Annotated in this window: 21 protein-coding genes; 3 read left to right on the top strand and 18 right to left on the bottom strand. The window is 71.1% G+C overall.

Annotated features, from left to right (window positions below; all coding sequences use genetic code 11):
* Positions 1-14: 14 nt before the first annotated feature.
* Positions 15-1,481 carry a form I ribulose bisphosphate carboxylase large subunit gene (locus VO99_RS20780; protein ID WP_046114847.1) on the bottom strand — a complete coding sequence of 489 codons (1,467 nt, stop codon included), beginning with the start codon at positions 1,479-1,481 and terminating at the stop codon, positions 15-17.
* A gap of 119 nt (positions 1,482-1,600) precedes the next feature.
* Between VO99_RS20780 and VO99_RS20775 the strand changes: the two genes are divergently transcribed.
* Positions 1,601-2,566 (top strand): LysR family transcriptional regulator, encoded by a 966-nt coding sequence (locus tag VO99_RS20775; RefSeq protein ID WP_046114846.1) that lies wholly within the window; start codon positions 1,601-1,603, stop codon positions 2,564-2,566.
* Entirely contained in the window at positions 2,563-3,606 is a 1,044-nt protein-coding gene (locus VO99_RS20770; protein ID WP_046114845.1) for a LacI family DNA-binding transcriptional regulator, read from the top strand. Before VO99_RS20775 ends, VO99_RS20770 begins: the two co-directional genes overlap by 4 nt.
* Here VO99_RS20770 and VO99_RS20765 read toward each other — a convergent pair.
* The 11 genes from VO99_RS20765 to VO99_RS20715 all read right to left on the bottom strand — a co-directional run bounded on the left by VO99_RS20765 (position 3,583) and on the right by VO99_RS20715 (position 16,813).
* Positions 3,583-4,566 (bottom strand): vWA domain-containing protein, encoded by a 984-nt coding sequence (locus VO99_RS20765; protein ID WP_046114844.1) that lies wholly within the window; start codon positions 4,564-4,566, stop codon positions 3,583-3,585. The genes VO99_RS20770 and VO99_RS20765 overlap by 24 nt on opposite strands.
* Positions 4,563-5,168: a hypothetical protein gene (locus tag VO99_RS30420; RefSeq protein ID WP_157039682.1), complete on the bottom strand. Its 606-nt coding sequence runs from the start codon at positions 5,166-5,168 to the stop codon at positions 4,563-4,565. Before VO99_RS30420 ends, VO99_RS20765 begins: the two co-directional genes overlap by 4 nt.
* Entirely contained in the window at positions 5,159-6,211 is a 1,053-nt protein-coding gene (locus VO99_RS20755; protein ID WP_046114843.1) for a vWA domain-containing protein, read from the bottom strand. The genes VO99_RS30420 and VO99_RS20755 overlap by 10 nt, the downstream gene beginning before the upstream one ends.
* On the bottom strand, positions 6,208-7,086 hold the full coding sequence (locus VO99_RS29115) for a hypothetical protein (RefSeq protein ID WP_157039681.1): 879 nt from the start codon (positions 7,084-7,086) through the stop codon (positions 6,208-6,210). Before VO99_RS29115 ends, VO99_RS20755 begins: the two co-directional genes overlap by 4 nt.
* Positions 7,083-7,919: a DUF58 domain-containing protein gene (locus VO99_RS20745; RefSeq protein WP_046114842.1), complete on the bottom strand. Its 837-nt coding sequence runs from the start codon at positions 7,917-7,919 to the stop codon at positions 7,083-7,085. Before VO99_RS20745 ends, VO99_RS29115 begins: the two co-directional genes overlap by 4 nt.
* Positions 7,916-8,938 carry an AAA family ATPase gene (locus VO99_RS20740; protein WP_046114841.1) on the bottom strand — a complete coding sequence of 341 codons (1,023 nt, stop codon included), beginning with the start codon at positions 8,936-8,938 and terminating at the stop codon, positions 7,916-7,918. Before VO99_RS20740 ends, VO99_RS20745 begins: the two co-directional genes overlap by 4 nt.
* A gap of 73 nt (positions 8,939-9,011) precedes the next feature.
* Entirely contained in the window at positions 9,012-10,607 is a 1,596-nt protein-coding gene (locus VO99_RS20735) for a methyl-accepting chemotaxis protein (RefSeq protein WP_052736502.1), read from the bottom strand.
* A gap of 111 nt (positions 10,608-10,718) precedes the next feature.
* Positions 10,719-13,238 (bottom strand): TonB-dependent receptor, encoded by a 2,520-nt coding sequence (locus VO99_RS20730; RefSeq protein ID WP_052736501.1) that lies wholly within the window; start codon positions 13,236-13,238, stop codon positions 10,719-10,721.
* A gap of 110 nt (positions 13,239-13,348) precedes the next feature.
* Positions 13,349-14,839 (bottom strand): alkaline phosphatase PhoX, encoded by a 1,491-nt coding sequence (locus VO99_RS20725; protein WP_046114840.1) that lies wholly within the window; start codon positions 14,837-14,839, stop codon positions 13,349-13,351.
* A 43-nt stretch (positions 14,840-14,882) separates the two neighbouring features.
* Entirely contained in the window at positions 14,883-15,443 is a 561-nt protein-coding gene (locus VO99_RS20720; RefSeq protein WP_046114839.1) for a PEP-CTERM sorting domain-containing protein, read from the bottom strand.
* A gap of 242 nt (positions 15,444-15,685) precedes the next feature.
* Positions 15,686-16,813: an aldo/keto reductase gene (locus tag VO99_RS20715; protein WP_046114838.1), complete on the bottom strand. Its 1,128-nt coding sequence runs from the start codon at positions 16,811-16,813 to the stop codon at positions 15,686-15,688.
* Between the two features lie 102 nt (positions 16,814-16,915).
* On the opposite strand from VO99_RS20715, the gene VO99_RS20710 reads away from it, so the two are divergent.
* The gene (locus VO99_RS20710) at positions 16,916-17,818 is read left to right on the top strand and encodes a LysR family transcriptional regulator (RefSeq protein WP_046114837.1); all 903 of its coding nucleotides are present in this window, start codon (positions 16,916-16,918) and stop codon (positions 17,816-17,818) included.
* Between the two features lie 134 nt (positions 17,819-17,952).
* Here VO99_RS20710 and VO99_RS20705 read toward each other — a convergent pair whose 3' ends face one another.
* Genes VO99_RS20705 through VO99_RS20680 form a run of 6 tightly spaced genes read right to left on the bottom strand, consistent with a single transcriptional unit; the run spans position 17,953 to position 23,084 of the window.
* Positions 17,953-18,381 carry a GNAT family N-acetyltransferase gene (locus VO99_RS20705; protein ID WP_046114836.1) on the bottom strand — a complete coding sequence of 143 codons (429 nt, stop codon included), beginning with the start codon at positions 18,379-18,381 and terminating at the stop codon, positions 17,953-17,955.
* A gap of 46 nt (positions 18,382-18,427) precedes the next feature.
* Entirely contained in the window at positions 18,428-19,075 is a 648-nt protein-coding gene (locus tag VO99_RS20700; protein WP_046114835.1) for a response regulator, read from the bottom strand.
* Positions 19,072-20,040 carry a sensor histidine kinase gene (locus tag VO99_RS20695; protein ID WP_198157002.1) on the bottom strand — a complete coding sequence of 323 codons (969 nt, stop codon included), beginning with the start codon at positions 20,038-20,040 and terminating at the stop codon, positions 19,072-19,074. Before VO99_RS20695 ends, VO99_RS20700 begins: the two co-directional genes overlap by 4 nt.
* Positions 20,033-21,025: a tripartite tricarboxylate transporter substrate binding protein gene (locus tag VO99_RS20690; protein WP_046114833.1), complete on the bottom strand. Its 993-nt coding sequence runs from the start codon at positions 21,023-21,025 to the stop codon at positions 20,033-20,035. The genes VO99_RS20695 and VO99_RS20690 overlap by 8 nt, the downstream gene beginning before the upstream one ends.
* A complete protein-coding gene (locus VO99_RS20685) occupies positions 21,022-21,918 on the bottom strand; it encodes a lanthanide ABC transporter permease protein PedC (protein ID WP_046114832.1) in 897 nt (298 codons plus the stop codon). Before VO99_RS20685 ends, VO99_RS20690 begins: the two co-directional genes overlap by 4 nt.
* Positions 21,915-23,084: a type 1 periplasmic-binding domain-containing protein gene (locus VO99_RS20680; protein WP_046114831.1), complete on the bottom strand. Its 1,170-nt coding sequence runs from the start codon at positions 23,082-23,084 to the stop codon at positions 21,915-21,917. The genes VO99_RS20685 and VO99_RS20680 overlap by 4 nt, the downstream gene beginning before the upstream one ends.
* Positions 23,085-23,161 lie beyond the last annotated feature (77 nt).

The following is a 23,161-nucleotide window of genomic DNA, read 5'->3' as shown; positions in this document are numbered from 1 at the left end:
GTGCGGGCGGGGCTTCAGGCCACCGACGGCGTGGCCACGTAGTCGGACGTGTCGGTGCTGGTGTAGTTGAAGGTGATGTCGCCCCAGGTATCCAGCGCGGCGGCCAGCGGGCTGCACCACTTGGCCGCGTCGCGCAGGATCTGCGGGCCTTCTTCCAGCAGGTTGCGGCCTTCGTTGCGGGCCAGCACCATGGCTTCCAGCGCCACGCGGTTGGCGGTGGCACCGGCCTGGATGCCCTGCGGATGGCCGATGGTGCCGCCGCCGAACTGCAGCACCACGTCGTCGCCGAAAAGGTCGATCAGCTGGTGCATCTGGCCCGCATGGATGCCGCCCGAGGCCACCGGCATCACCTTCTTCAGCGCACCCCAGTCCTGGTCGAAGTAGATGCCGCGCGGCAGGTCGACCTGGGTGTGGGTGTCGCGGCACACGTTGTAGTAGCCCTGCACCGTCATCGGGTCGCCTTCCAGCTTGCCCACCGCGGTGCCGGCATGGATGTGGTCGACGCCCGCCAGCCGCATCCACTTGGCGATGACGCGGAAGCTCACGCCGTGGTTCTTCTGCCGCGTGTAGGTGCCGTGGCCGGCGCGGTGCAGGTGCAGGATCATGTCGTTCTGCCGGCACCAGTGGCTCAGGCTCTGGATGCCGGTGTAGCCCACCACCAGGTCCACCATCACGATGACCGAGCCCAGGCTCTTGGCGAACTCGGCGCGGCGGTACATCTCCTCCATCGTGCCGGCGGTCACGTTGAGGTAGCTGCCCTTGACCTCGCCGGTGGCCGCGCTCGCCTTGTTCACCGCGTCCATCACGAACAGGTAGCGGTCGCGCCAGTGCATGAAGGGCTGCGAGTTGATGTTCTCGTCGTCCTTCATGAAGTCGAGCCCGCCGCGCAGGCCTTCGTACACCACGCGGCCGTAGTTGCGGCCCGACAGGCCCAGCTTGGGCTTGGTGGTGGCGCCCAGCAGCGGGCGGCCGAACTTGTCCAGCCGCTCGCGTTCCACCACGATGCCGGTGGGCGGGCCGCTGAAGGTCTTGACGTAGGCCACCGGGAACTTCATGTCCTCCAGCCGGGCGGCCTTCAGCGGCTTGAAGCTGAACACGTTGCCGATGACCGAGGCCGCCACGTTGGTGATGGAGCCTTCCTCGAACAGGCTCAGGTCGTAGGCCACGTAGCAGAAGAACTGGCCCGGCGTGCCCGGCACCGGGTCGACGCGGTAGGCCTTGGCGCGGTACATGTCGCAGGCGGTCAGGCGGTCGGTCCACACCACCGTCCAGGTGGCGGTGCTGGATTCGCCGGCCACCGCGGCGGCGGCCTCGATCGGGTCCACGCCCTCCTGCGGCGTGATGCGGAACAGCGCCAGGATGTCGGTGGCCTTGGGTTCGTAGTCGGGGTCCCAGTAGCCCATCTGCGCGTACTTCAACACCCCTGCGGCATACCGCTTCTTGGTGTCGGTGATCTGCTTGGCGTCGCTCATGTTGCCCATGGGGTCTCCTGTTTGGATGACGACTGAAGGTGCTGCCGTGGAAGGAATGTAGGGAGCGAATGCCTTATGGAAAAATTAAACTTTCTGGCTTTGGCATAAGGCTTGGCTAATATGTAGCCATGCCGCTGACCCGCAACGCCACCTTCCGCCAGCTGGCGGCCTTCCATGCCGTGGCCCGGCTGGGCAGCGTGTCCATGGCCGCGGATGAACTCCACCTCACGCAGCCGGCCATCTCGCTGCAACTGCGCGCGCTGGAGGAATCGGCCCGCACGCCGCTGCTGCAGCGTTCCGGCCGCGGCGTGCGGCTGACCGAGGCGGGCGAGCTGCTGGCCGGCTATGCGGCGCGCATCATCGAGCTGTGGCGCGAGGCCGGCGAGGAGATGGCCACGCTGCAGGGCGTGTTCTCCGGCACGCTGCGGGTGGGCGCCGTCACCACCGCGGAATACCTGCTGCCGCCGCTGCTGGTCACCTTCGCCAACGCGCATCCCAAGGTGAAGGTGAAGCTGCAGGTGGGCAACCGCGACGAGATCGTGCGCATGCTGGCCGGCCAGGACATCGACTTGGCCATCATGGGCCGCCCGCCGGCCGAGCTGAAGACCGAGGCCACCGCCTTCGCCCGCCATCCGATGGCCTTCCTGGCCGCGCCCGGCCACCCCACCGTCAAGCAGGGCGAGATGGGCCTGGCCGACCTGGCCGGCATGCACCTGCTGGTGCGCGAGCGCGGCTCCGGCACCCGCGCCACGCTGGAGCGGCTGTTCAAGGACGCACGGCTGCCGCTGCGCATCGGCAGCGAGATGTCCAGCAACGAGGCCATCAAGCAGATGTGCGCCGCCGGCTTCGGCGTCGCCTTCCTATCGATGCACACCTGCGTGCTGGAATTGCAGGCCGGCCTGCTGGAACTGCTGCCGATGGCCGACAACCCGGTGGAGCGCGACTGGTATGTGATGCGGCTGGCTTCCCGCCAGCTGTCGCAGGTGGCCAGCGCGTTCGAACGTTTCCTGATCGAGCAGGGCCAGGCGCAGTTGACGGCCCAGCTGCAGCCGCGCAAGCGGCGCAGCGCCCGCCCCCGAGGATCCCGGCCATGACCGCACCGTACCGCCGCCCGCAACGCCCGCTGCCGCAGATGGCCGACATCGCGCGGCTGGCCGGCGTGGCGGTGTCCACCGTGTCCCGCGCGCTGGCCGGCAGCCCGCTGGTGAACGAGGCCACGCGCCTGCGGGTGCTGGAGATCGCGCGCAGCCTGGACTACACGGTGAACGTGGGCGCGCGCAACCTGCGGCGCCAGCAGAACGACACGGTGGCGGTGATCGTGCCGCGCGCCGCCAGCACCGAACAATCGCTGACCGACCCGTTCTTCCTCAGCCTGATCGGCAGCGTGGCGGATGCGCTCACCGACCAGGGCCGCGACATGCTGCTGTCGCGCATCGACGCGCAACAGCTACAGGCCGCGGCGCAGCCCTACCTCACCGGGCGGGCGATGGGGGTCATCGTCATCGGGCAGTGGAACCACCACGACCAGCTCAACGCGCTGGCGCTGCGCGGCGTGCCCTTCGTGGTGTGGGGCACCTGCATGCCGGGCCAGGCCTATGCCACCGTGGGCAGCGACAACGTCGAAGGCGGCCGCATCGCCACGGCACACCTGCTCGATCGCGGCGCGCGGCACATCGCCTTCGTGGGCGACACCACGATGCACGAGATGGCGCACCGACACGATGGCTGGCGCCTGGCCCACGAGGCCCGCGGCCTGCAGCCCGAGCCGGCGCTGCTGCGCAGCGTGCCGCTGATGCGCAGCGCCATCACCGCGGACATCGATGCACTGCTGGCCAGCGGCCAGCCGCTGGATGCGGTGTTCGCCAGCAGCGACCTGGCGGCCATCACCGTGATCGGCGCGCTGCACCGGCATGGCCTGCGCGTGCCGCAGGACGTGGCGGTGGTGGGCTATGACGACATCGTCACCGCCGCCCACCTGCAGCCGCCGCTCACCACGGTGCACCAGCCGGTGGACGAAGGCGGGCGCCGGCTGGTGCAGCAGCTGCTGGACCAGGTGGCCGGCCGCCGGCCGCCGCCGGTGGTGCTGCCGGCGCAGCTGGTGGTGCGGGGTTCAACCGGGCCGATGGCGGGCTGAGCGCGCAGCCCAGGCCGCCTGCGCCCGGCGCCAGGCGGGCCCGAGCACCGGCGCCGCCAACGACAGCAGCAGCACCGCCAACGCCATGGGCGCCAGCACCTCCCGCAGCGGCAGGCGCACCGGCACCGGCCGCTCGAAGCGGCTGTCGCGCAGGGCGGCGGCCAGGCCGGCGGGGCTGTCCAGGTGGTGGTACTGCAGGCCGTCTTCCTGCGCCAACAGCCGCAGGTAGGCCTCGCGCAGGCCCGACAGGTGCTCGGTGCCCGGGGTGGCACCCACCGATGCGGTGGGACCGCCGGCCTCGTCGGCCATGCCTTCGCCGGCCACGCTGCCACCGCGGCCGCGGCTGCGCGGGTCGGCCTGCAGCACCTCGTCGGCGCCCCACACGCCGATGGGCCGGCCCTGCGGGTCGCGTTTGGGGATGGGCGAGGGCTGTGCCTGGCCCACGCCCACGATCAGGCCCGGCACCTCGCCCGGCTCGCCCTGCAGCTTTGGCCGGTGGCGCGGATGCAGCGGCGGCGATTCATGGCCATCGGTGACGAACACCAGCGAAGGCCGTTCCGGCAGCTGCCGGGCCACCGCCAGCCCGCTGTGCAGGCCCTTGGCCACCTCGCTGCCGTTGATCCAGGCCATGCGGCCATCCAGGTTGGCCAGCGTGGCGCGCAGCTCGCCCAGGTGGCCGCACACCTCCACCGGCGCCAGCACCAGCAGCGTGCGGTATTCGGTGAACACGCCCCAGCCCACCTTGGAGCCGCAGGGCAGCTGCAGCAGCGCCTCGCGCAGCGCATGCCGTGCGGCCTCGATGCGCGGCGCGGGCCGGCCTTCCACCATCGCATCGGGCACGTTCATGCTCTGGGTGATGTCGAGCACGATGACGTGGTCGAAGCGCGCGCGCTGCAGCGTGAGGTGCCACGGCAGCAGGCAGCCCGCCAGCAGCAGCGCGGCCAGCGCCAGCAGCCTCACGGCAGCCCCGCGCTGTGGCCGCGCATGGTGGTCACCGCGCGCTCGGCCTCGGGCGCCGGTTCGTTGACCGGCGGCTCCTCTTCCTCGGCATCGGGCAGCAGGCGCTGCGCACGCTCCAGGTTGTAGCGGGCTTCCCAGAAGCCGGGGTCGTGGCGCAGCACGTCGCGGTAGCCCTCCTTGGCCAGCTCCAGCAGCGCGATGGCCTGGCCGGGCTGCAGCGTGGCCCGCACCTCGATGGCCTGGCGCAGCAGCAGGTTGGCGCTGTTGTAGCGGGCGGCCTGGCCCAGCGGGCCGTCGTCCTGCAGCGGGCGGTAGCGGGCCAGCGCGGCTTCGCGCTCGGGGGCCGAGGCCTGCTGGCGCGCCAGCAAGGCGCTGCGCCAGGCGGCGGCAAAGCGCAGCTCGCGGGCTTCGTCGTCGGCCGGCAGGCGCAGCTGCGGGCCGGCCTGCGGCGGGTCGGCGGCCAGCTCGGCGATGCGCGCATTGAGGCCGGCATCGCGCCACCACAGCCCGGCCTGCACCGCGGCGGCCAGGCCCACCGCGGCCAGCAGCACCAGCACGGCGCGGGTGCGGCCGCGGGTGGTCCAGGCATCGTTCAGGCCCATCGGCGTATCTCCATCCAGCGTGCGGCCAGCAGCAGCAGCACCGCCAGCAGCGCCACCGCCAGCGCGGGCTCGGCCAGGCTGCGGCGGGGCACCACGTCCTCGTAGACGATGGGCAGGTTCTCCAGCCGGCCCACGTCGGCGATGGCTTCCTGCAGGGCCTCGGGGTTGTCGGCCTCGTAGGCGCGGTAGGGCGTGCCCATCGATTCGAAGAAGCGGTGCAGGAACAGCTCGGGCGCGGCCTCGTCGCTCACCGGCGAGGCCGCGGCACCGGCCGCGGGCGTGAGCCCGGCGCCCATGGCCGAGCGGATGTAGATCCAGTACACCGACACCCGGTGGCGCTGGGCGAGGTGGGCAATGCGCTCACGGATGGCGGCGTCCAGCCGGTCGCCGCCGTCGGACACCAGCATCACGATGCGCGAGCCGGTGTAGGGCCGGCCGGCGAAGAACCCGAGCGCGCTTTCCAGCGCCAGGCCGATGTTGGTCTCCGACAGGCCGCGTCCGATGTTGCCGGCGGCGATGGCCGCCTGGATGGCGTCGGGCTTCTGGGTGAACTCCAGCACCCGCAGCGGCAGCGTGCTGAACAGCACCAGGCCGAAGCGGTCTTCCGGCCGCTTGCTCGCGAAGTCGGCCAGCATCTGGCGGGCCACCTGGCCCTTGGATTCACGGTTCTGGCTGGCGCGCAGCCGCGAGTAGTAGTCCAGCGCCTCGGGCCCGGTGCCGCGCACTGCGTTGCCCGCGCTGCGGCTGCCGCCGAAGCCCTGGTCCATGCTGCGGCTGCGGTCCAGCACCAGCACGATCTCCGCACCGCGGCCCACCCGCTCCACCGTGTACTCGGGCCGGTGCGGCCCGGCCAGGGCCAGCACCACGCCGGCCAGCGCCAGCGCAGCGGCCGCATGCAGCGCCAGCGCCAGCACATCCGAAGCCACATCACGCGGCAATGTGGCCAGCCAGGTGTTGGGCAGGGCATCGCGCTGGCGCAGCAGCCACGGCAGCGCGGCCAGCGGCAGCGCCAGCAGCCAGCCGGGGCTGTCGAAGGCGATCATGCGGCGCCCCGCTCGGCATCGCGCAGCCGCCGCGCCAGACCGCGCAGCCAGGCCATGTCGTCGTCGGCCGCCGCTTCGGCGAAGAAGCCGCTGCGCGAGCGGGCGAAGAAGTCGGCCAGCGCCGGCTGCAGCGGCGCATAGCGGGGATGGGCGGCGATGAAGCCCGGCACACCATCGGCCAGCAGCGTGGCGCCGGCGGTGCGGTTGAGCGCGGCATGCACCGCGGCCCAGGCGGCGCGGCGCTGGGCGGTGTCGGGCTGCGGGGGCAACGCCTGCAGCACCCGCCAGGCCTGGCCGAAGGGCCGGTGGCGGCGCGCCCACCAGGGCAGGCCCACGTACACCTGCAGCAGGTACAGCAGCAGCACGCCGGCCACCACCGCCAGCGCCAGCATGCGGCTGGCATGGCCGCCCAGGTCCAAGGCGGGCGGCGGCCGGTCGGGCTGCATGTCGCCGAAGCCGCGGCGGCTGGGCGCCTCGGCCGGCAGCAGCGGCACCACGGTCACCGGCCAGGCATCGATGCGCAGGCTGGCCGGCGGCTGGCCTTCGCCGCGCTGCAGCCGCAGCTCGATGGCGGGCATCTCCAGCACGCGCGGCGCGGGCGGCGACAGCAGCACCTGGTATTCCACCCACAGCGCCTGCTCGGCCTGGCGCCAGGCCACGCGGCGCAGCTCCAGCGCGCCACCGCGCTTGCCCGGGCGCGGCAGCGAGGCCGCATCCACCGCCATGCCCGCAGGCAGCTGCAGCCGGATGGTGCGGGCCACGGTGTCGCCCACGAAGTAGCCGTAGGTCCGCGGCTCCTCCACCTGCGCCGTCTGCGCGGCGGCGTGGCCGGGCACCAGGGCCGCGCACAACGCCGCGGCCGCCAGCGGCCTCATGCGAAGAAATGCCGGGTCACGGCATCGGCATCGAACCCGCCTTCCAGCACCAGCGGCGACAGCCGGCGCGCGCGCAGCAGCTGCAGCAGCCGCGTGCGCTGCGCACTGCGCGCGGCCTGCCAGCGTGCACGCAGCGCCGGGCGCCACCACACCAGCCGCTGGCGGCCGGTCTCGGGGTCGGTCACGTTCAGCAGGCCATGGCGCGCCCGGGGGCCGAACTCCAGCGGATCCCACAGCAGCACCGGCACCACCTCGTGCGCGGCCAGGCCGTCCAGCACCGCCTCCACCAGCGGCGGCGGCAGGTGGAAATCCGACACCAGGAACACCAGCGAGCGCTGGCGCGACAGGTGCTGCGCCACCTGCAGCAGCCCTGCCGCGCTGCGGCCGGCCGGCACATGGGCGCGCAGGGCATGCGCCAGCAGCGCACCGGCGCCGCGCTGGCGTGTCTGCGGCTGCAGCAGCACGGGATGCACCGCCGTGTCGCAGCCCACGAAGCCGAAGCTGTCGCCATTGCGCCAGGCCGACCAGCTCAGGCTGTCGACGAAGTCGGCCACCACGTCCAGCTTGCGGTGGGTGCCCTCGAAAGCCATGGAGGCCGACAGGTCCACCACCATCGTCACCGGCACCGACATGCGCTGCGCATGCACCCGCACGCGCCAGCCGCCAAAGGGATCTCGCAGGCTGGCATGCAGGTCGAGCCGGCGCGGATCGGGCGCGTCCAGCAGCGAGGCATGGCCGCGGAACTCGAAGCCGCTGTCGCCCCGGCTGCTGCGGTGGTGGCCCGGGAAGTGGCCCTGCACCGGCCCGCCCACGCGGTACTGGATCTCGATCATGGCGCCGCCACCGCGCCCAGGATGCCGGCCATCAGCGGGCCGGTGATCTCGGACCGGCGCATCTCGTACACCGGCTGGAAGCACAGGCGGTGGGCCAGCGTGTCGAAGAACACCGCCTGCACGTCCTCGGGCGTGGCGTAGTCGCGGCCGGCCAGCCAGGCGGCCACGCGGGTGGCGCGCATCAGCATGCTCATGCCGCGCGGGCTGGCGCCGGCCAGCATCAGCCGCGAGACGTCCATGTCGGACAGCTTCACGCCATAGTCGGCCGGCACCGCGGTGGCCCGCCACAGGCCCAGCGCATAGTCCTGCAGCGCGGGCGAGGCGCGCACCTGGTGCTGGATGGCCTCGGCCACGTGGTTCAGCTCGTCGTACGGCACCATGGCCGGCTGCAGCGTGGACACCAGGCGGTCGGTGTCGTGGAAGCGCGGGTCGAACATCAGCGCGCGGCGGTCGTCGTCGGTGGCCGGCGCATCGATGGTGATCTCCATCATGAAGCGATCGCGCGCGGCCGACGAGATCTCGAAGGTCTCCTCCCGCTCCACCCGGTTGCGGTCGGCGAACACCAGCAGGTGCGGAAAGCGCACCTCGCGGTTGAAGGCCGACACGCTGCGCTCGGCCATCACCCGCAGCAGCAGCGAATGCACCTGCGGCCGCGCGCGGTTGATCTCGTTGAAGAAGAAGATGGCCAGGCCTTCGCCATGCTCGATCAGCGGCCCGGCCTCCACCGCGGGGCGGCCATCGGCGCCGATGTACGTGTAGTACACCAGGTCGTTGGGCATCAGGTCGATGGTGCCTTCGGTGCGTGCGAAGGCACCGCCCAGCACGCGGGCGAAGGCGCGCAGCAGCGTGGTCTTGCCCACGCCCACATCACCCTGCAGCAGCACATGGCCACGGGCGAACACGGCGGTGTTCACCGCGCGGATCACCCGCTGCTGGCCGATGACGGCCCGTGCCACCTCGGCTTCCAGCGCCAGCGCACGCTGGCGCCAATCGTTCAGCAGCGCGTCGTCTCGCTCCATCGGCACGGTCCTCGAGCCGCTCGGGCGGCTTCTGTGCACCGGCCGCACCGCGCCCGATGCGCGGCACACACTGTCACGCCCGTGGCACAGGCGCGGCGGCGGCGGCCGATGAGGCAGGCGTGAGCAAGAGCTGCGCCTGCGGCAGCTGGAAGCGGCCAGCCACCTGGGCCAGCCGCGCGGCCTGCTCGCGCAGCGCGTCCGCCGCGGCGGCCGACTGCTCCACCAGCGCGGCGTTCTGCTGCGTGGAGTGGTCCAGGCTGCCGATGGCCTCGCCCACCCGCTGCACGCCGCTGGCCTGCTCGCGCGCGCCGAGGTCGATCTCGGCGATCAGCCGCGTGACCTGCTCCACCCGGCCCACGATGGCCTGCATGGTGACGCCGGCCTCGTCCACCAGGCGGGCGCCGTGCGCCACCTTCTCGGTGGAATCGATGATCAGCGTCTTGATCTGGCGCGCCGCCTCGCCGCTGCGCTGGGCCAGCATGCGAACCTCGCTGGCCACCACCGCGAAGCCGCGGCCCTGCTCGCCGGCACGGGCGGCTTCCACCGCCGCGTTCAAGGCCAGGATGTTGGTCTGGAAGGCGATGCCGTCGATGACGCCGATGATGTCGGTGATCTTGCGGCTGGAGGCCTGGATGTCGCCCATGGTGTGCACCACGCGGCCCACCATCTCGCCGCCCTGCCCGGCCACCTCGCTGGCCGACTGCGCCAGCGCCGTGGCTTGCCGGGCCGAGCCGGCGCTGTGACCGAGGGTGGCATTGATCTGCGCCATCGAGGCCGCCGTCTGCTGCAGGTCGCCGGCCTGCTGCTCGGTGCGCTGCGACAGGTCGAGGTTGCCCTGTGCGATCTCGCCGCTGGCGGTGCGCACCGCATCCGCGCCGTGCTGGATGTCGGTCATGGCCTCGGCCAGCCGGGCCTGCATGCGCTGCACCGCGGCCATCACGCTGTGGCGGTCGCCGGGGCGCAGCGCCACCGGCTGGCGCAGGTCGCCATCGGCCACGCGGGCCACCGCCTCGGCCACGGTGCCGGGCTCGGCGCCCAGCTGGTGCATCACCCCGCGCGTGAGCCGCCAGCCCAGCAGCGCACCGCCCACGCTGGCCACCAGGCCCAGGCCGATGATCAGCCGCTGCATGTTGCCGATGCGCTGGGCCACCTCGGCAGCGCTGTTGTCGGCGTCCCACCAGACATCGGCCAGGCCCTTGTCCACCTCCTTGAACAGCGCCGCCTGCTGCTGCTCGGCGTCGCCCAGCAGCAGCTGCAGCGCCTGCTCCGGCCGGCCCTCGCGGGCCACGGCGATGGCACGGGCCAGCGTCTGCTCATAGGGCGCGCGGGCGGCGGTGATGGCCTTCAAAGACTGGGTGTCCACCTCATCGAGCGCATTGCGCTGCAGCTCGGCCACCAGCAGGTCCACGCTGCGGCGGGCCTCGTCCATCTGGCTCAGCTGCCGGGCCGACACCGATGGGTCAGCCACCATCGCGGCGCTGTAGGCCAGGCGGCCCACGCGCTGCAGCTCGTCCTTGATGCGGGTGAACTTCTGCACGATGACCATGCGCTCGGCCACCAGCGCATGCAGGCCCTCGCGGACCGCCGCGGTGCTGATCGACGAGACCACCACCACGATGGCCAGCACGCCGATGACCAGTCCATAACCCGACAGCAGGCGGGCACCCATCCCCCAAGACGACTTCTTCTCACGCATTCAAGACCCCAGATGACACGAACGCTGCAACCGCTACCCGCACTGGGTATCGGTTGCCATCCGTATCACTTGAGGCGGCGTGTTTCAGCGTTCCGCGAACCGCCAGCGCAGGCCGGCCCACACGGTGCGGGGCGCACCCGGGGCCTGGAAGGTGGCGTGCTGCAACGGGTAGTCGCCCTCGGCGTTGGCCGGGAAGGGCCGCGCCTGGAAGTTGCCGTTGGCATCGAATCCGGCGGCGCCCAGCTGCGCCGCGGTGGTGTACCGGCGGTTGAACACGTTGTTCAACTGCACGAAGAAGTGCCAGGCCGCGCTGGGCGTGTAGTCGGCGCTGAGGTTGAGCACGGCGTAACCGCCGCTGCGGCCGCGGCCCAGGTAGTAGGCGCCATCGGGCCGGTGCCGGCCGTTCTCGTTGCCGCGTGCGATGGAGCCGCCCACGGCGGTAAGGTCGGCGCCCAGGCTCCAGGCGCCGTTCACCCGCCAGTCGGCAAACAGCTTGAGCAGGTGCTTCGGGATCAGCGGGATGCGGTCGCCGGGGCGGATGGTGATGGTGCCCTCGGTGCCGGGGTTGCCTTCCTCCGCTTCGCTGTTGCTGCTGTTGCTGCTGCCGTCCACCACCTCGGTGCTGCGGTAGGTGGCGTCCAGCCAGGTGTAGTTGGCTCCAATGGTCAGGTCGCGGCCCAGCGGCAGGCTGAGGCCGGCCTCCAGGCCCTGGCGGCGTGTCTTGCCGAAGTTGCGGAAGTAGCCGAAGCCGGCCTGGTCGTCGGCCACGAACAGGATGTCGTCGTGGTTGTCGGCCCGGAACACGCCCACATTCCAGGCGCCGCCACCGGGCAGGCTGCCGCGCAGGCCGGCCTCCACAGTGCGGGTGACCACTTGGTCCAAAGGTGGATCACCCGCCATCGCATTGGGCAGCTTGCAGGGGTTGGCCGGGTCGGCGCAGCCCAGCTCGATGGCCGAGGGCGCGCGGCTGCCCTGGTTGAAGCCCAGGTAGGCATTGACCGTGGCGCTGGGCGAGAAGGTCAGGCCGATGGCCGGGTTGAAGCGCTTGAACACATGGTGGCCATCCAGCGAGCCGGGGCCGCCGCCGGGATGGATCGCGTCGCGCGTGGTGACCGTGCTGCGGTTGTAGCGGCCCGACAGGGTCAGGTGCATGTCGCGCGCCAGGCCGATGGTGTCGGTGGCAAACAGGCTCCAGGTGCGGGTCCTGGCACCGAGGTTTACGCGGGTGTCGTAGGGCTCGCCGTCCTCCTCGCCGCCGTTGATGCCGTCGCCGAAGGCGCCCACGCCCACCACGCCGCGGTCGGGCGTCAGGTAGCCCAGTTCGGAGCCCTGGTTGAACTGCACGCGGCTCCAGTCCAGCGCGCCGCCCAGGGCCAGCTGGTGCGCCATGCCGCCGAGCTCGCCGTCCCAGTTGAGCTGGCCCTGCAAGCCCCAATTGCGCTGCGTGGTGCGGGTGGTGTTGAGCACGCCGTTGCACTTCTCGGCCGGCTCGTCCGCCAGCAGCGCCTGCGCAATGCAGCGCCAGCGCGGAAACGGCGTGTTGGCCGCGCTCTCGCCACTGAGCGGGTAGCCGGTGTACCCCGCTTCCTCCAGCGCCTGCCGCTCCTCGGCATTGGGTTGGTAGAGCTGCTGGCCCAGCGCGTCGTCGTTGAGGTCGCCGTTGAGCGTGCCGGTGCGGATGCGCCGCCAATAGGCATTGCCGGAGAGCGAAAAGCCGTTGCCCAGCTGGTGGGTGGCGGTGAGGTTGAGCATCAGCGCGCGGTTGTGCGTCTCGTCGGGCTTGGTGTAGATGCTGCTGTCGTCGGCGGCCAGCAGGCGCTGCTCCTGCAGGCCGTTGCCGGTGAGGTCGTTGTCGGCCACCGCGGCGCCGAGGGTGATGCGGGTGTCGGCCGTGCGCAGCCCGAACTTGCCGAACAGCTGCCGCACGTCGCTGGGCGAGGCATCGCGCCAGCCGTCCTCCTTGAAGCGGTTGCCCGTCACGTACCAGTCGAAGCCGGTGGCGCCCTGGTGGCCGCCCGTCTCGAAGCTGAGCTGCCGCCGCTGGTGCGAGCCCAGCACCAGTTCCACCGACGTGCCGGGGTGCGTGGTGCCGTCCTTGGTCTGCACGCTGAGCGCGCCGCCCAGCGTGTTCAGGCCGAACAGCGGATTGCTGCCCGGCATCAGCGTGATGGTGTTGATCGCGGCCTTGGGGATCAGATCCCAGCTGACCACGTCACCGAAGGGCTGGTTGATGCGCACGCCGTCGACATACACCGACAGCCCCTGCCCCGTGCCCAGCAGCGGCGAAGCGGTGAAGCCGCGGAAGTTGACGTCGGCCTGGAACGGGTTGTTCTGCACCTCGTTGATGTGCACCCCGCCCAGCGTGCGGTTCATGTAGTTGGTGAGGTCGGGCGCATGCCGCCGCTCGATGTCGGCCGCGCGACCGGTCTGCACATTGGCCGGCACCTCGTTGCGCAGCACACCCAGGCCGGGCAGCGGGGTGACGCCGATGACGGTGACCTGGCCGGCGGTGGGGGTGGTGGGTTGGGCTTGCGCTTGCGGCAGCCCTGCCGCGCAGGCGGCCAGCGCCAGGAGCTTGGGCCAGCAGGTGCGGTGTCCGCGCATGTAGAAACTCCTCCGGTGTCGTGCCGGAGGAACTTAGGGCGCGCGGTCGCGGCGGGCCAGGGAAATCTTCCCGCTGGCCCGCCCCCGCCCTGCCCGGGCGGCTCAGCGCTTCACAGCGCGCCGTCGTCCCAGGGGCCGGTGATGGCGAAGGTGATGCCCGGCGTCTGCACGTTCACGAACAGCCACTCGTGGTGGAAGGTGGCACCCGCGAACTCGCTGCCACGCCGGTCGCCGGTGAACACGCGGCCGGAAGGCCGGGTGTAGTTGCCGGTGGCATCGAAGTTCACGTTGTTGTGGCAGAACGGGAAGATCTTGCCGTCCAGCGTCAGGCCGCGCAGCGACTGCGGATCGTTGTCGCCGTCCTCGCACAGGATGAGGCTGCCGCGCGGGCTCCAGGCGATGTTGTCGGGCATGTGCACGTCGGCCGCACGGCGCGACTCGTACACCAGCGTGAAAGTCTCGCGGCGCGGGTCGTAGGCGAAGATCTGGCCCGCATTGACGGTGCCGCCGCTGGTGGCGCAGACGTAGATCACGCCGTTGCCGTACCAGCAGCCTTCACCCCGCACCAGGCTGGCGCCGCCCTGCAGCAGGCCCTGCGCGACCACGCCGCCGTATCTGGTGCCGGAGATGAACGGCTTGTTCGGCTCGGCGATGTCGACCCACTGCACGTCCCAGGTGGTGCCATCGGCAAAGCCCGCGCCGGTGTTGAAGAAGGCGATGGTCTGGCCCAGCGCGCTGATGCTGGCGTTGTTGGCCACCTTCAGCTTCATCATCTGCAGCCTGCCGCCGGCCGACGGGCGGCCCGGCACCTTGGGAATGAAGCGGTAGAAGCCGCTGGGGTTGGAGTCCTCGGTCTCGTAGATGATGCCGGTGACCGGATCGACCGCCACCGCCTCGTGGCTGAAGCAGCCCATGTCCAGCAGCGGTTGCGGGTTGGCCGTGCCGGCGGCCGGCACGTCGAAGCAGTAGCCGTGCTGCTTGCTGGCGCCGTTGTGCACGCCGTCGGAGGTCTCTTCGCAGGTGATCCAGGTGTTCCAGGGGGTGGGGCCGCCGGCGCAGTTGCGGATGGTGCCGGACAGCGTGGCCCACGAGGACAGGAACTTCTTCTGCTTGGGCGCGAACACCAGGTTGGTGGTGCCGCCGTTGCACTTCGCGTCGTAGGTGATCTTGGGCGCGGCATAGGAGCCGGCGCTGCGGCTGCCCTGCTCATGGTTGCGCACCAGCACCAGCTTGTCGGCGTCGGAGGCCACCACGGCCATGCCGTCGTGCGCGCCTGGCGTGGCGATGCCGTCGCTCATCACGTCGCCGGTCCAGCCGAACGACCAGTAGCTGAAGCCGGCGGGCAGCTGCAGCAGCGGCAGGCCGGTGGACTGGTCGGCCACAGGAGCCAGCGGGCCGTAGTCGGGGCTGTAGGGCAGCTTGACGGCGTGGGCGGCGCCGGAGCCGAGGATGCCGAAGGGCATGCCGACGGCGGCCGCAGCGGCCACGCCGCTGCGCAGGAAGCCGCGGCGGCCGTAGCTCCAGTGGGGGTCCATGTCGCGGCCGGTGTCGGCCTTCGCGAACTGGCGCATCACGTCGATGTGTTCGTCTTGGGTGCTCATGTCGTTTTCTCCTGGCAATCGGTGCTGGGTGGGTCGCGTGGCTTCAGCGGCGCTGGCGGCGCGCCGCGGCGCCCAGCAGCAGCAGGCCGCCGAGCATCAGGGCGTAGGTGCCGGGCTCCGGCACGGCGGCGGTGATCGTGTAGCCCAGGGCGCCCTGGCCCAGGCCATCGGCGTGGTCGGCGATGGCCAGCACGAAGGTGTCGGCGCCATACAGGTTGGCGAAGCGCACGGTGGCGGCCTGGCCCGGGCCGGCGGGCAGGAACTCGTCAGGGCCGTCGGCCATCGTCACATGCACGCTGGACGTGCCGGTGCGCAGATCGAGGTAGGCGGCAGTGTCGGCCTCGGTGCCGTAGAACACGGAGATCACCGGATCGAAGCTGGCATCGGTGGGCGTCACGGTGATGCTCACGTCGGCCAGGAAGGGCGCGGTGAACTGCCAGAACGACCAGTTCGCGCCATCGGCGAAGGGGCCGCTTTCGGCGGCCACGGTGCCGGCGAAACTGCCGCTGGACAAGGTGCCTTGGTAGGTCACGGGCGCGGCTTGCACCGCTGCGGCCAGCAGCAGGCCGCCGGTGAGCGTGGCCCATCGGACAAGAGGTTTCATCGCAGGTTCCCAGGTTGGGGTTGCAGGCTTGGTGCTGCCGAGTGCAGCCATGGCACCGCGGCTGACCGCATCCTGGGGTGAGGGGATGAATGCAGCGTGACAGCGCGGGGGCCGAACGGCGGCGCCCGCGACGCTTCATCGCCCGGGTGGCCCCACGCCATGGTGGCTGCTTAGGGGGTCGAGCGTCATGGGCGCCTCGCTCGTCATCGTGCGGCATGCGCCGCAAAGCATTCGCAGTCTCGTCAGAGCGTAGGGGCCGAGGCAGACCAGGGCCGCACGGGGCTTCCACCAAACACCGCGTGCTGGCGACCTGACGGCGTGAACAGGCTGTAGAGCAGCCGGCTGGCCGTTGCACTGGCCTGGTCGAGCTGAGCCACATGCGCATCCGACAGCCGGATCTCGAGTGCAGCCATGTTGTCTTGGAGCTGCTCGATTTTGCTGACCCCCATCAAAGTCGACGTCACGCCCGGGCGTTGCACGACCCAGGCCAGCGCCACGCGCGCCGCCGATTCGCCGCACTCCGCGGCCACACGCTTGACGGTCTCCACGATGGCCCAGTTTCGATCGGTGAACAGCGAATCGCCGAACGGGTTGGCGCCGTCCAGTCGCTTGTCGTCTGCAGGTCGCTCCGCGTCGGCCCTTGCGGCCTCCCGGGGCAAGCCGCCGTCACGCGGCGCGGCGGCTTCGACCGTCGTGCGGTCGTACTTTCCCGTCAGCAGGCCGAACGCGAGGGGACTCCAGGGCTGGATGGCCATGCCGAACTCCGCGGCGAGGGGCACGAACTCTTCTTCGATGTCGCGATTGACCAGCGAATAGAAGTATTGCAATGCGATCGGGGCGGGCTTCCCGCTTGCTGCCGCCAGAGTCGCAACCTGGGCGACGTACCAGGCCGGCGTGTTCGACAGGCCCCAATGACGCACCTTGCCGGCCTTGATGAGGTTGCTCATCGTCTCGAGCAGTTCATGGGCGGGCGTGACCGAGTCCCAGACGTGGACCCACAGCAAGTCCACGTAGTCGGTGCGCAGGCGCTTGAGCGAACCCTCCAGGGCGGCGCGAACGTGCTTGGCCCCGTTGCCGCCCATGTGCACACCTGGGCCCGTGGCAAATCCCGATTTGGTAGCGATGACGATGGAGTCGCGCGCCGCGTGGGCCGAGATGAATTGCCCGAGCATCTCTTCACTGCGCCCGCCCGAGTACACATCCGCGGTGTCGACGAAGTTTCCGCCAGCGTCGAGGTAGGCATCAAAGACGTCTCGCGATGCGCTGTCGCCTGATCCCCAGCGAGCGGTGCCGAAGGTCATGGTTCCCAGAGCCAAGGGGCTGACGACCAGACCAGAGCGACCCAGCGTGCGGTATTGAGTGAGCGACATAGGCACTTCCTGCGGTTGGATGAACTGAGCATGTGGGGCCGCCATCCAAAGATTGAGCCCACAAATCGGGATGATCCTTGAAGCCCGACTTCATAATGAAGCATGTCTCCGGACCTGCTTCCGCTCATCGCCGCGTTCGAGCGCGTCGCACACCATGCGAGCTTCACGCGCGCAGCCTCGGAACTCGGCGTTTCGCCGTCGGCGCTCTCCCAAAACCTGCGCACGCTGGAGAAGCGGCTCGGTGTACGCCTGCTCGATCGTTCGACCCGCCACGTCGGTGTCACCGAGATCGGCCAGCGCTTCCTGCTGAGCGCGCGCGATGGCTTGGCCACCCTGGCCACGGCCGTGGGAAGCCTGGACGAACTGCGCGACCAGCCCTCGGGCCTGCTGCGGCTGACGCTGTCGCGGACCGCGGCCGACCTCGTCGTGCTGCCGCACCTCACGCCCTTCCTCGAAGCCTATCCGGCGATCGTCCTGGAACTCGATTGCGACAACACCCTGGTCGATCTCGTCGCCAACGGTTTCGATGCCGGCATCCGGCTTGGCGAGAATCTGGCGCAGGACGTGGTGGCGACACCGCTGGGAGGTGCGCAGCGCCTGGCCACCATCGCGGCACCGCGCTACCTGAAGGGACGCGCCGGGCCGCGCGTTCCGCAGGACCTGCTGCGGCATCGCTGCCTCAACGTGCGGCTCGGTGAAAGTCTGTATCGCTGGGAGTACGCGCGCGACGGACACAAGGTCGACATCCAGGTGGGCGGCGCCCTCATCACGCGCGATGGCGACACGCTGCTCAGCGCCATTCGTTCGGGCGCCGGGATCGGTCAGGCGTTCGAGTCCCAGGTTCAAGACGACCTGGTTGCAGGCCGCCTCGTGCCCGTGCTCAAACCTTGGTGGCCGAAGTTTCCGGGGTTCTACCTTTATCACCCGAGCAGGGCGCACATACCTCGCAAGCTGAGCGCGTTCATTGACTTCTTCCGGCAACGACTGAACGCGGAACCGGCATGAAGGAAGTCGCTGGCTGAACTCCGTCAAGGGCAGTGGCGGCCGTGGCCACCACCAGCGCCCCCACTGCGTGTGCGGTCGCGAGCGCGGCGCCGGACATCGCAAGGTGGCGTCTGCCGATCATCGGATGCCCTGCCTCACTGCCCAAGGTGCCCCCGCGCCACCGCCCCGGCCTCGTCCTCGAAGATCGCCATCGCGGTGAGCAGCGAGCGAAAGCCGAATCGGCGATAGAAGTCTTCCTTGCCCGGCACCGCGTACAGGATGACCTTCTTGTGCCCGCGGCAGGCCTCCAGCAGCCGCTCCATCATCTCCCGGCCCAGGCCGGTGCCCTGGTGGCTGGGCATCACCGCCACGTCGCAGAGGTAGGCGCAATCGGCGCCGTCCGACAGCACGCGCCCGGCAGCCACGAGGCAGCCTTCGTCGTGGGCGAAGAAGGTGAAGCGGCTGTTGTTGAAGACGGTGCGCAGGTGCTCGGCGCTCTTGTTGCCCAGCGGGGCCACGCGGTAGAGGTGCTCGGCCTCCTGCCAGTCGACAGGGCCCGGGTCGGTGGTCCAGGTGAGGGGCATGGCGCTGCGGCTCCAGTGATCGTGGGCCGGGCATCTTAGGTGCCCCTCACACCCCCACCGGCCCCCCGATCACCCCATGCCGCAACGCCAGGTGCGCCAGCGCGGCGCTGGTGCTCACGCCCAGCTTCTCCTTGATCACCGTCTGGTGATTGGCCACCGTCTTGGGGCTGAGCTTCAGGGCCTGCGCGCATTCGGTGGCGGAGGCGCCCTGGGCCAGCAGGCGGAAGATCTCGAACTCGCGCACGCTCAGGGCCGACAGGCCCTCGCCGGCGTCGCCGCGGCGGCTGGCGTCCAGCAGCCAGGCCGGCAGCTCGGGCGCCAGGTAGCGGTCGCCCGCGGCCAGCGTGCGCACCGCATGCACCAGGCTCTCGGGCGCGCTGGCCTTGGTGAGGAAGCCGCGGGCGCCGCTGTCCAGCGCCTGGCGCACCAGCGGCACGCTGTCGTGCATGCTGAACACCAGCACCCGCGCCTGCGGCGCGCGCCGCAGCACGCGGCGGATCAGGTCGAGCCCGCCGCCACCGGGCATGGTGAGGTCGGTCACCAGCACGTCGGGCTGGTGCTGGATGAAGCCGGCATAGGCCGCATCCGCATCGGCGGCCTCGGCCACCACGCGGATGTCGGGCTCCAGCGCCAGCAGCCGCTGGTAGCCGCTGCGCACCACCGGATGGTCGTCGGCCAGCAGCACGTGGATCATGCGGCGTCCTTCATCAGGCCGGTGGGTGCCTCGGGCAGCTGCAGCTTGTCGGCCGGGATGTGCAGGTGCAGCTGCACGCCCGCCCCCGGCGCGGACACGATGCGCAGGCTGCCGCCCACCATGGCCGCCCGTTCACTGCAGCCCAGCAGGCCCAGGCCCTGGGTGCCGGCCCGTGTGTCCATGCCGATGCCGTCGTCGCGCAGGCTCAGGCGCAGCCCATGCCGGTCGTCCAGCTGCAGCAGCAGGCTCACCTTGGCGGCCTGTGCATGGCGCTGGGCATTGGTCAGCGATTCCTGCACGATGCGGTAGACGGTGATGTTCACCAGGTCGGGCAATGGCCGGGCCAGCCCTTCATGCTCGAAGGCGCAGGCCACGCCCACGCGGCGCGACCAGGCGCCGCACAGCGCCTGCAGCGCGGCCACCAGGCCCAGCGCATCCAGCTCGGCCGGGCGCAGCCGGCGCAGCAGGTCGCGCACCTGCTGGTACAGCGTCTGCGCGGCCAGGTCGGCGCGGGCGGCGGCGGCCAGCAGCGCCACGTCTTCCGCGCGGGCGCAGCGGCGCAGCAGCGCGGTTTCCACGCGGATGGCGCTGCAGCCCTGGCCCAGCTCGTCGTGCAACTCGCGCGCCAGCGCCAGCCGCTCCCGCTCCTGCACGCCGATGAGCTGGTGCGCCAGCTCGCGGTTGTGCGCCAGCAGCGCGGCGGCGCGGTCCTCGGCCTGTCGGCGCAGGGCCAGCTCGGTGCGCACCTCCACCATGCGGCGGCGCGCATACCAGGCCAGGCCCAGGGCCAGCACCAGCACCGTCTGCGGCAGCTCGTCCAGCTCCCAGCGCTCGAAGCGGCCCAGCCAGGCCACCGCGCGCTCATGCAGTTCCAGCCACACCGACAGGCCGAAGCACGCGGCCGCCAGTGCCAGCACCGCATACAGGTCGCTGCGCCAGCGCGGCATGCGGCGCGGCTCAGCCACCGGTGCTCTCCCGCGCCAGGCCCAGGCGCTCGACGTTGATGCGCTCCTGCGCCAGCATCTCGCGGCAGGCGCGCGCATAGTCGGCCGGGCCCAGGTAGTCCAGCTCCTGGTCGTACTTGGCGATCTCGTTGATGAACATCGGGTCGAACATCGCCTTGCGGAAGGCATCGTGCAGCGTGGCCACCACATGGCTGGGCAGGCCGCGCGGGCCCGCCAGCCCGTAGGGCGACTGGGCCACGATGTCGAACCCCAGCTCGCGCAGCGTGGGCACCGTGGGCCAGCGCTTGGAGCGCTGCGCGGCGAAGGTGGCCAGCAGGCGCAGGCGGCCCGAGTCCACCGCCGGGCCGAAGCCGGTGGAGTTCACGCCCGCCATCACCTGGCCGGACGAGATGGCGTTGATCTGCTCGGCCGTGCCCTTGTAGGGCACGTGGATGTAGCGCAGCCCGCGGGCGGTGAACAGGCTTTCCAGCACCACGTGCGGCGTGGTGCCCACGCCGTTGGTGGCGATGCTCAGCTCCCCCGGCCGGGCGCGGGCAAAGGCGAACATGTCCTCCAGCGACTGCAGCGGGCTCCCGGCCTGCACCAGCACGCCGAAGGTCACGCCCGAGACCTGGATGATGGGCGTGGTGTCGCGCACCGGGTCCCACAGCACCTTGTGCGTGTGCGCCATGCGGAACACCGGGTACGGCAGCTGCGCGATGGTGTAGCCGTCGGGCGCGGCGCTCTGCAGGATGGGCATGGCCAGCGTGCCGCCGGCGCCGCCGCGGTTGTCGGTGATGACCGTCTGCCCCAGGTGGTGGCCGGCCAGCTCGGCCAGCACCCGCATCGAGATGTCCGTCGCGCCGCCCGCGGCCCAGGGCACCCACAGCGTGATGGGCCGTGACGGGAAGGTGGGCGTGGCCGCCCGCACCGCGGACCAGGCGCCGCCGCCCAAGGCCCAACCGCCCGCACCGGCCAGCCAGCGGCGTCGATTCCAGCCTTTCATGCCGGGCCCCCACCACGCTTGGCCAGGCCGCCGAAGCCGCGCTGCGGGTCGTAGCCCCAGCAGGCCACGATGAAGAACACCGCCAGGCAGCCCAGCACCACGTAGGGCGCGGTACCCGGGTCCTTGCCGTAGAGCGCGAAGCGGATCCACTCGATGGCATGGGTGAACGGATTGAAGCGCGCCAGCTGGTACACCCACTCGGCGCCCGATTCCTGCAGCTTCCACAGCGGGTAGAGCGCGGTGGACATGAAGTACATCGGGAAGATCACGAAGTTCATCGTGCCCGCGAAGTTCTCCAGCTGCTTGATGTGCACCGACAGCAGCAGGCCGAGCGCGCCCAGCATCAGCGCCCCGGCCAGCAGCGCCACCAGCGCATGCAGCCCGGCCCACGACAGCACCGGCAGGTCGGTGCCGATGAGCATGGCCACCACCACGAAGGCCAGGGCCTGCAGCACCGACAGCAGCGCCGTGGCGCACAGCTTGGAGAACAGCAGCCAGGGCCGCGGCAGCGGCGCGGTGAGCAGCAGCCGCATCAAGCCCATCTCGCGGTCGTACACCATGGCCAGCGACGACTGCATGCCGTTGAACAGCAGCACCATGCCCACCAGGCCGGGCGCGATGTAGACGTCGTACGGGATGTAGGTGTCGTAGGGCTCGACGATGGCCACGCCGAACACGTTGCGGAAGCCCGCGGCGAACACCGCCAGCCACAGCAGCGGCCGCACCAGTGCGCTGACCAGGCGGCCGGTCTGCTGGCTGAACTTGAACAGCTCCCGCATCACGATGGCCTGCAAGGCCTGCAGCGAATGGATGACGACCCCTCGTCCCACGGGAACGTCGGCCGGTCCCCCGAGGGGACCCGGAGCTTCGTCCGAAGGGGCTGGATGCGTCATCGCGCCACCTTGCACAGCTTCTCGGGCGCATCGGCGCCCAGCGTGTCCAGCACATTGCTGGGGTGCAGCAGGCCTTCGATGGGCGCTTGCGCCACCACGCCCTGGCCATCGGTCAGCAGCAGGGGCTGGCGCAGCTGCCCGTCCCAGGGACGGAAGCTGAGCTGTGTGCCCTTGGAACCGTCCAGCGCCAGCTTGCCCAGGCCCTGCGTCCAGGCCGCGGCCGTGGGCGCCTTGGCATTGGCGGGCTGCGCGGTGGCCAGGGCCACCAGGGCCTTGCCGGCCATCCAGGCGGCCCAGTCGTGCGCCGTCATCGGCCGCTGGTGGGCCTTGGCGAACCGGCGTGCCACCTGCGGTGCGCCATAGCGCTCGAACTGCGCATGCCAGGCCAGCGCCACCAGGCCGGCGTCGCCCACCACCGGGCGCGGCAGCACGGTGCGGTAGGGCAGGCCGCGGGCAAACTCGCCGTCGCTGTCCACCACCCACACCGCATCGTAGGTGGCGCCGCCGGTGAGCAGCAGCGGATTGGCCAGGTCGCGCTCACGCGGGTCGGCCGAGAGCTTGAAGGGCTTGGCCGCCACCACCTGCAACCCGTAGCGCTTGATGGAGGCCTGCGCGGTGGCCGCACGCTGCTGGTCGGCCGGCGTGGGGCCGGTGAGCAGCAACAGCTTGCTCCACTTGCGTGACACCAGCAGCTGCGCCAAAGCGTCGCTGCGCATGCGCTCGCTGGGCAGCAGGTGGTGCAGCCGCGCGCGGCAGTCCTGCTGCCGCAGCCGGTCGTCGGTGGCGCCCACGTTCAGCACCGGCAGCTTCACCGCGTCGGCTACCGCCAGCGTCCAGTCGGCGGGCAGGTCGGTCACCAGCACCGCGGCGCCGGCCTTCTCCGCGGCCTGCGCGGCGGCGCGCGCGGCTTCCAGCGTGCCGGCCTCGGTGGTGGCCAGCGCGATCTCGTGGCCGGCCGCATCCAGCTCGAAGCGGCCTTCCTCCAGCGCCACTTCCAGCCCCTGGCCGGCCGGGCCGGTGGGGTGGCCCAGGTAGGCCCGCTCGGCGCGCGTTCGCTCCAGCCGGGCGTCGTCCTGCGGCACGATCAGCGTGGCCTTGAGCGTGGCCGCGGCGACGCCGGTGGCCATCCCACAGGCCAGGCTGGCGGCAAGGGCCAGACGCTTCATTCGACGATCACCAGGCCATAGGGGACCCGCCCCACCGGAATGCTCCTGACGGCCTTGGCCGCGGCCACGTCCACCAC

The sequence above is a fragment of the Aquincola tertiaricarbonis genome (assembly GCF_000969605.1).
GTDB classification, from domain to species: Bacteria; Pseudomonadota; Gammaproteobacteria; order Burkholderiales; family Burkholderiaceae_C; genus Aquincola; species Aquincola tertiaricarbonis.
The sequence above is the reverse complement of the archived record's forward strand: the minus strand, read 5'-3'. Positions and strand labels throughout refer to the sequence as shown.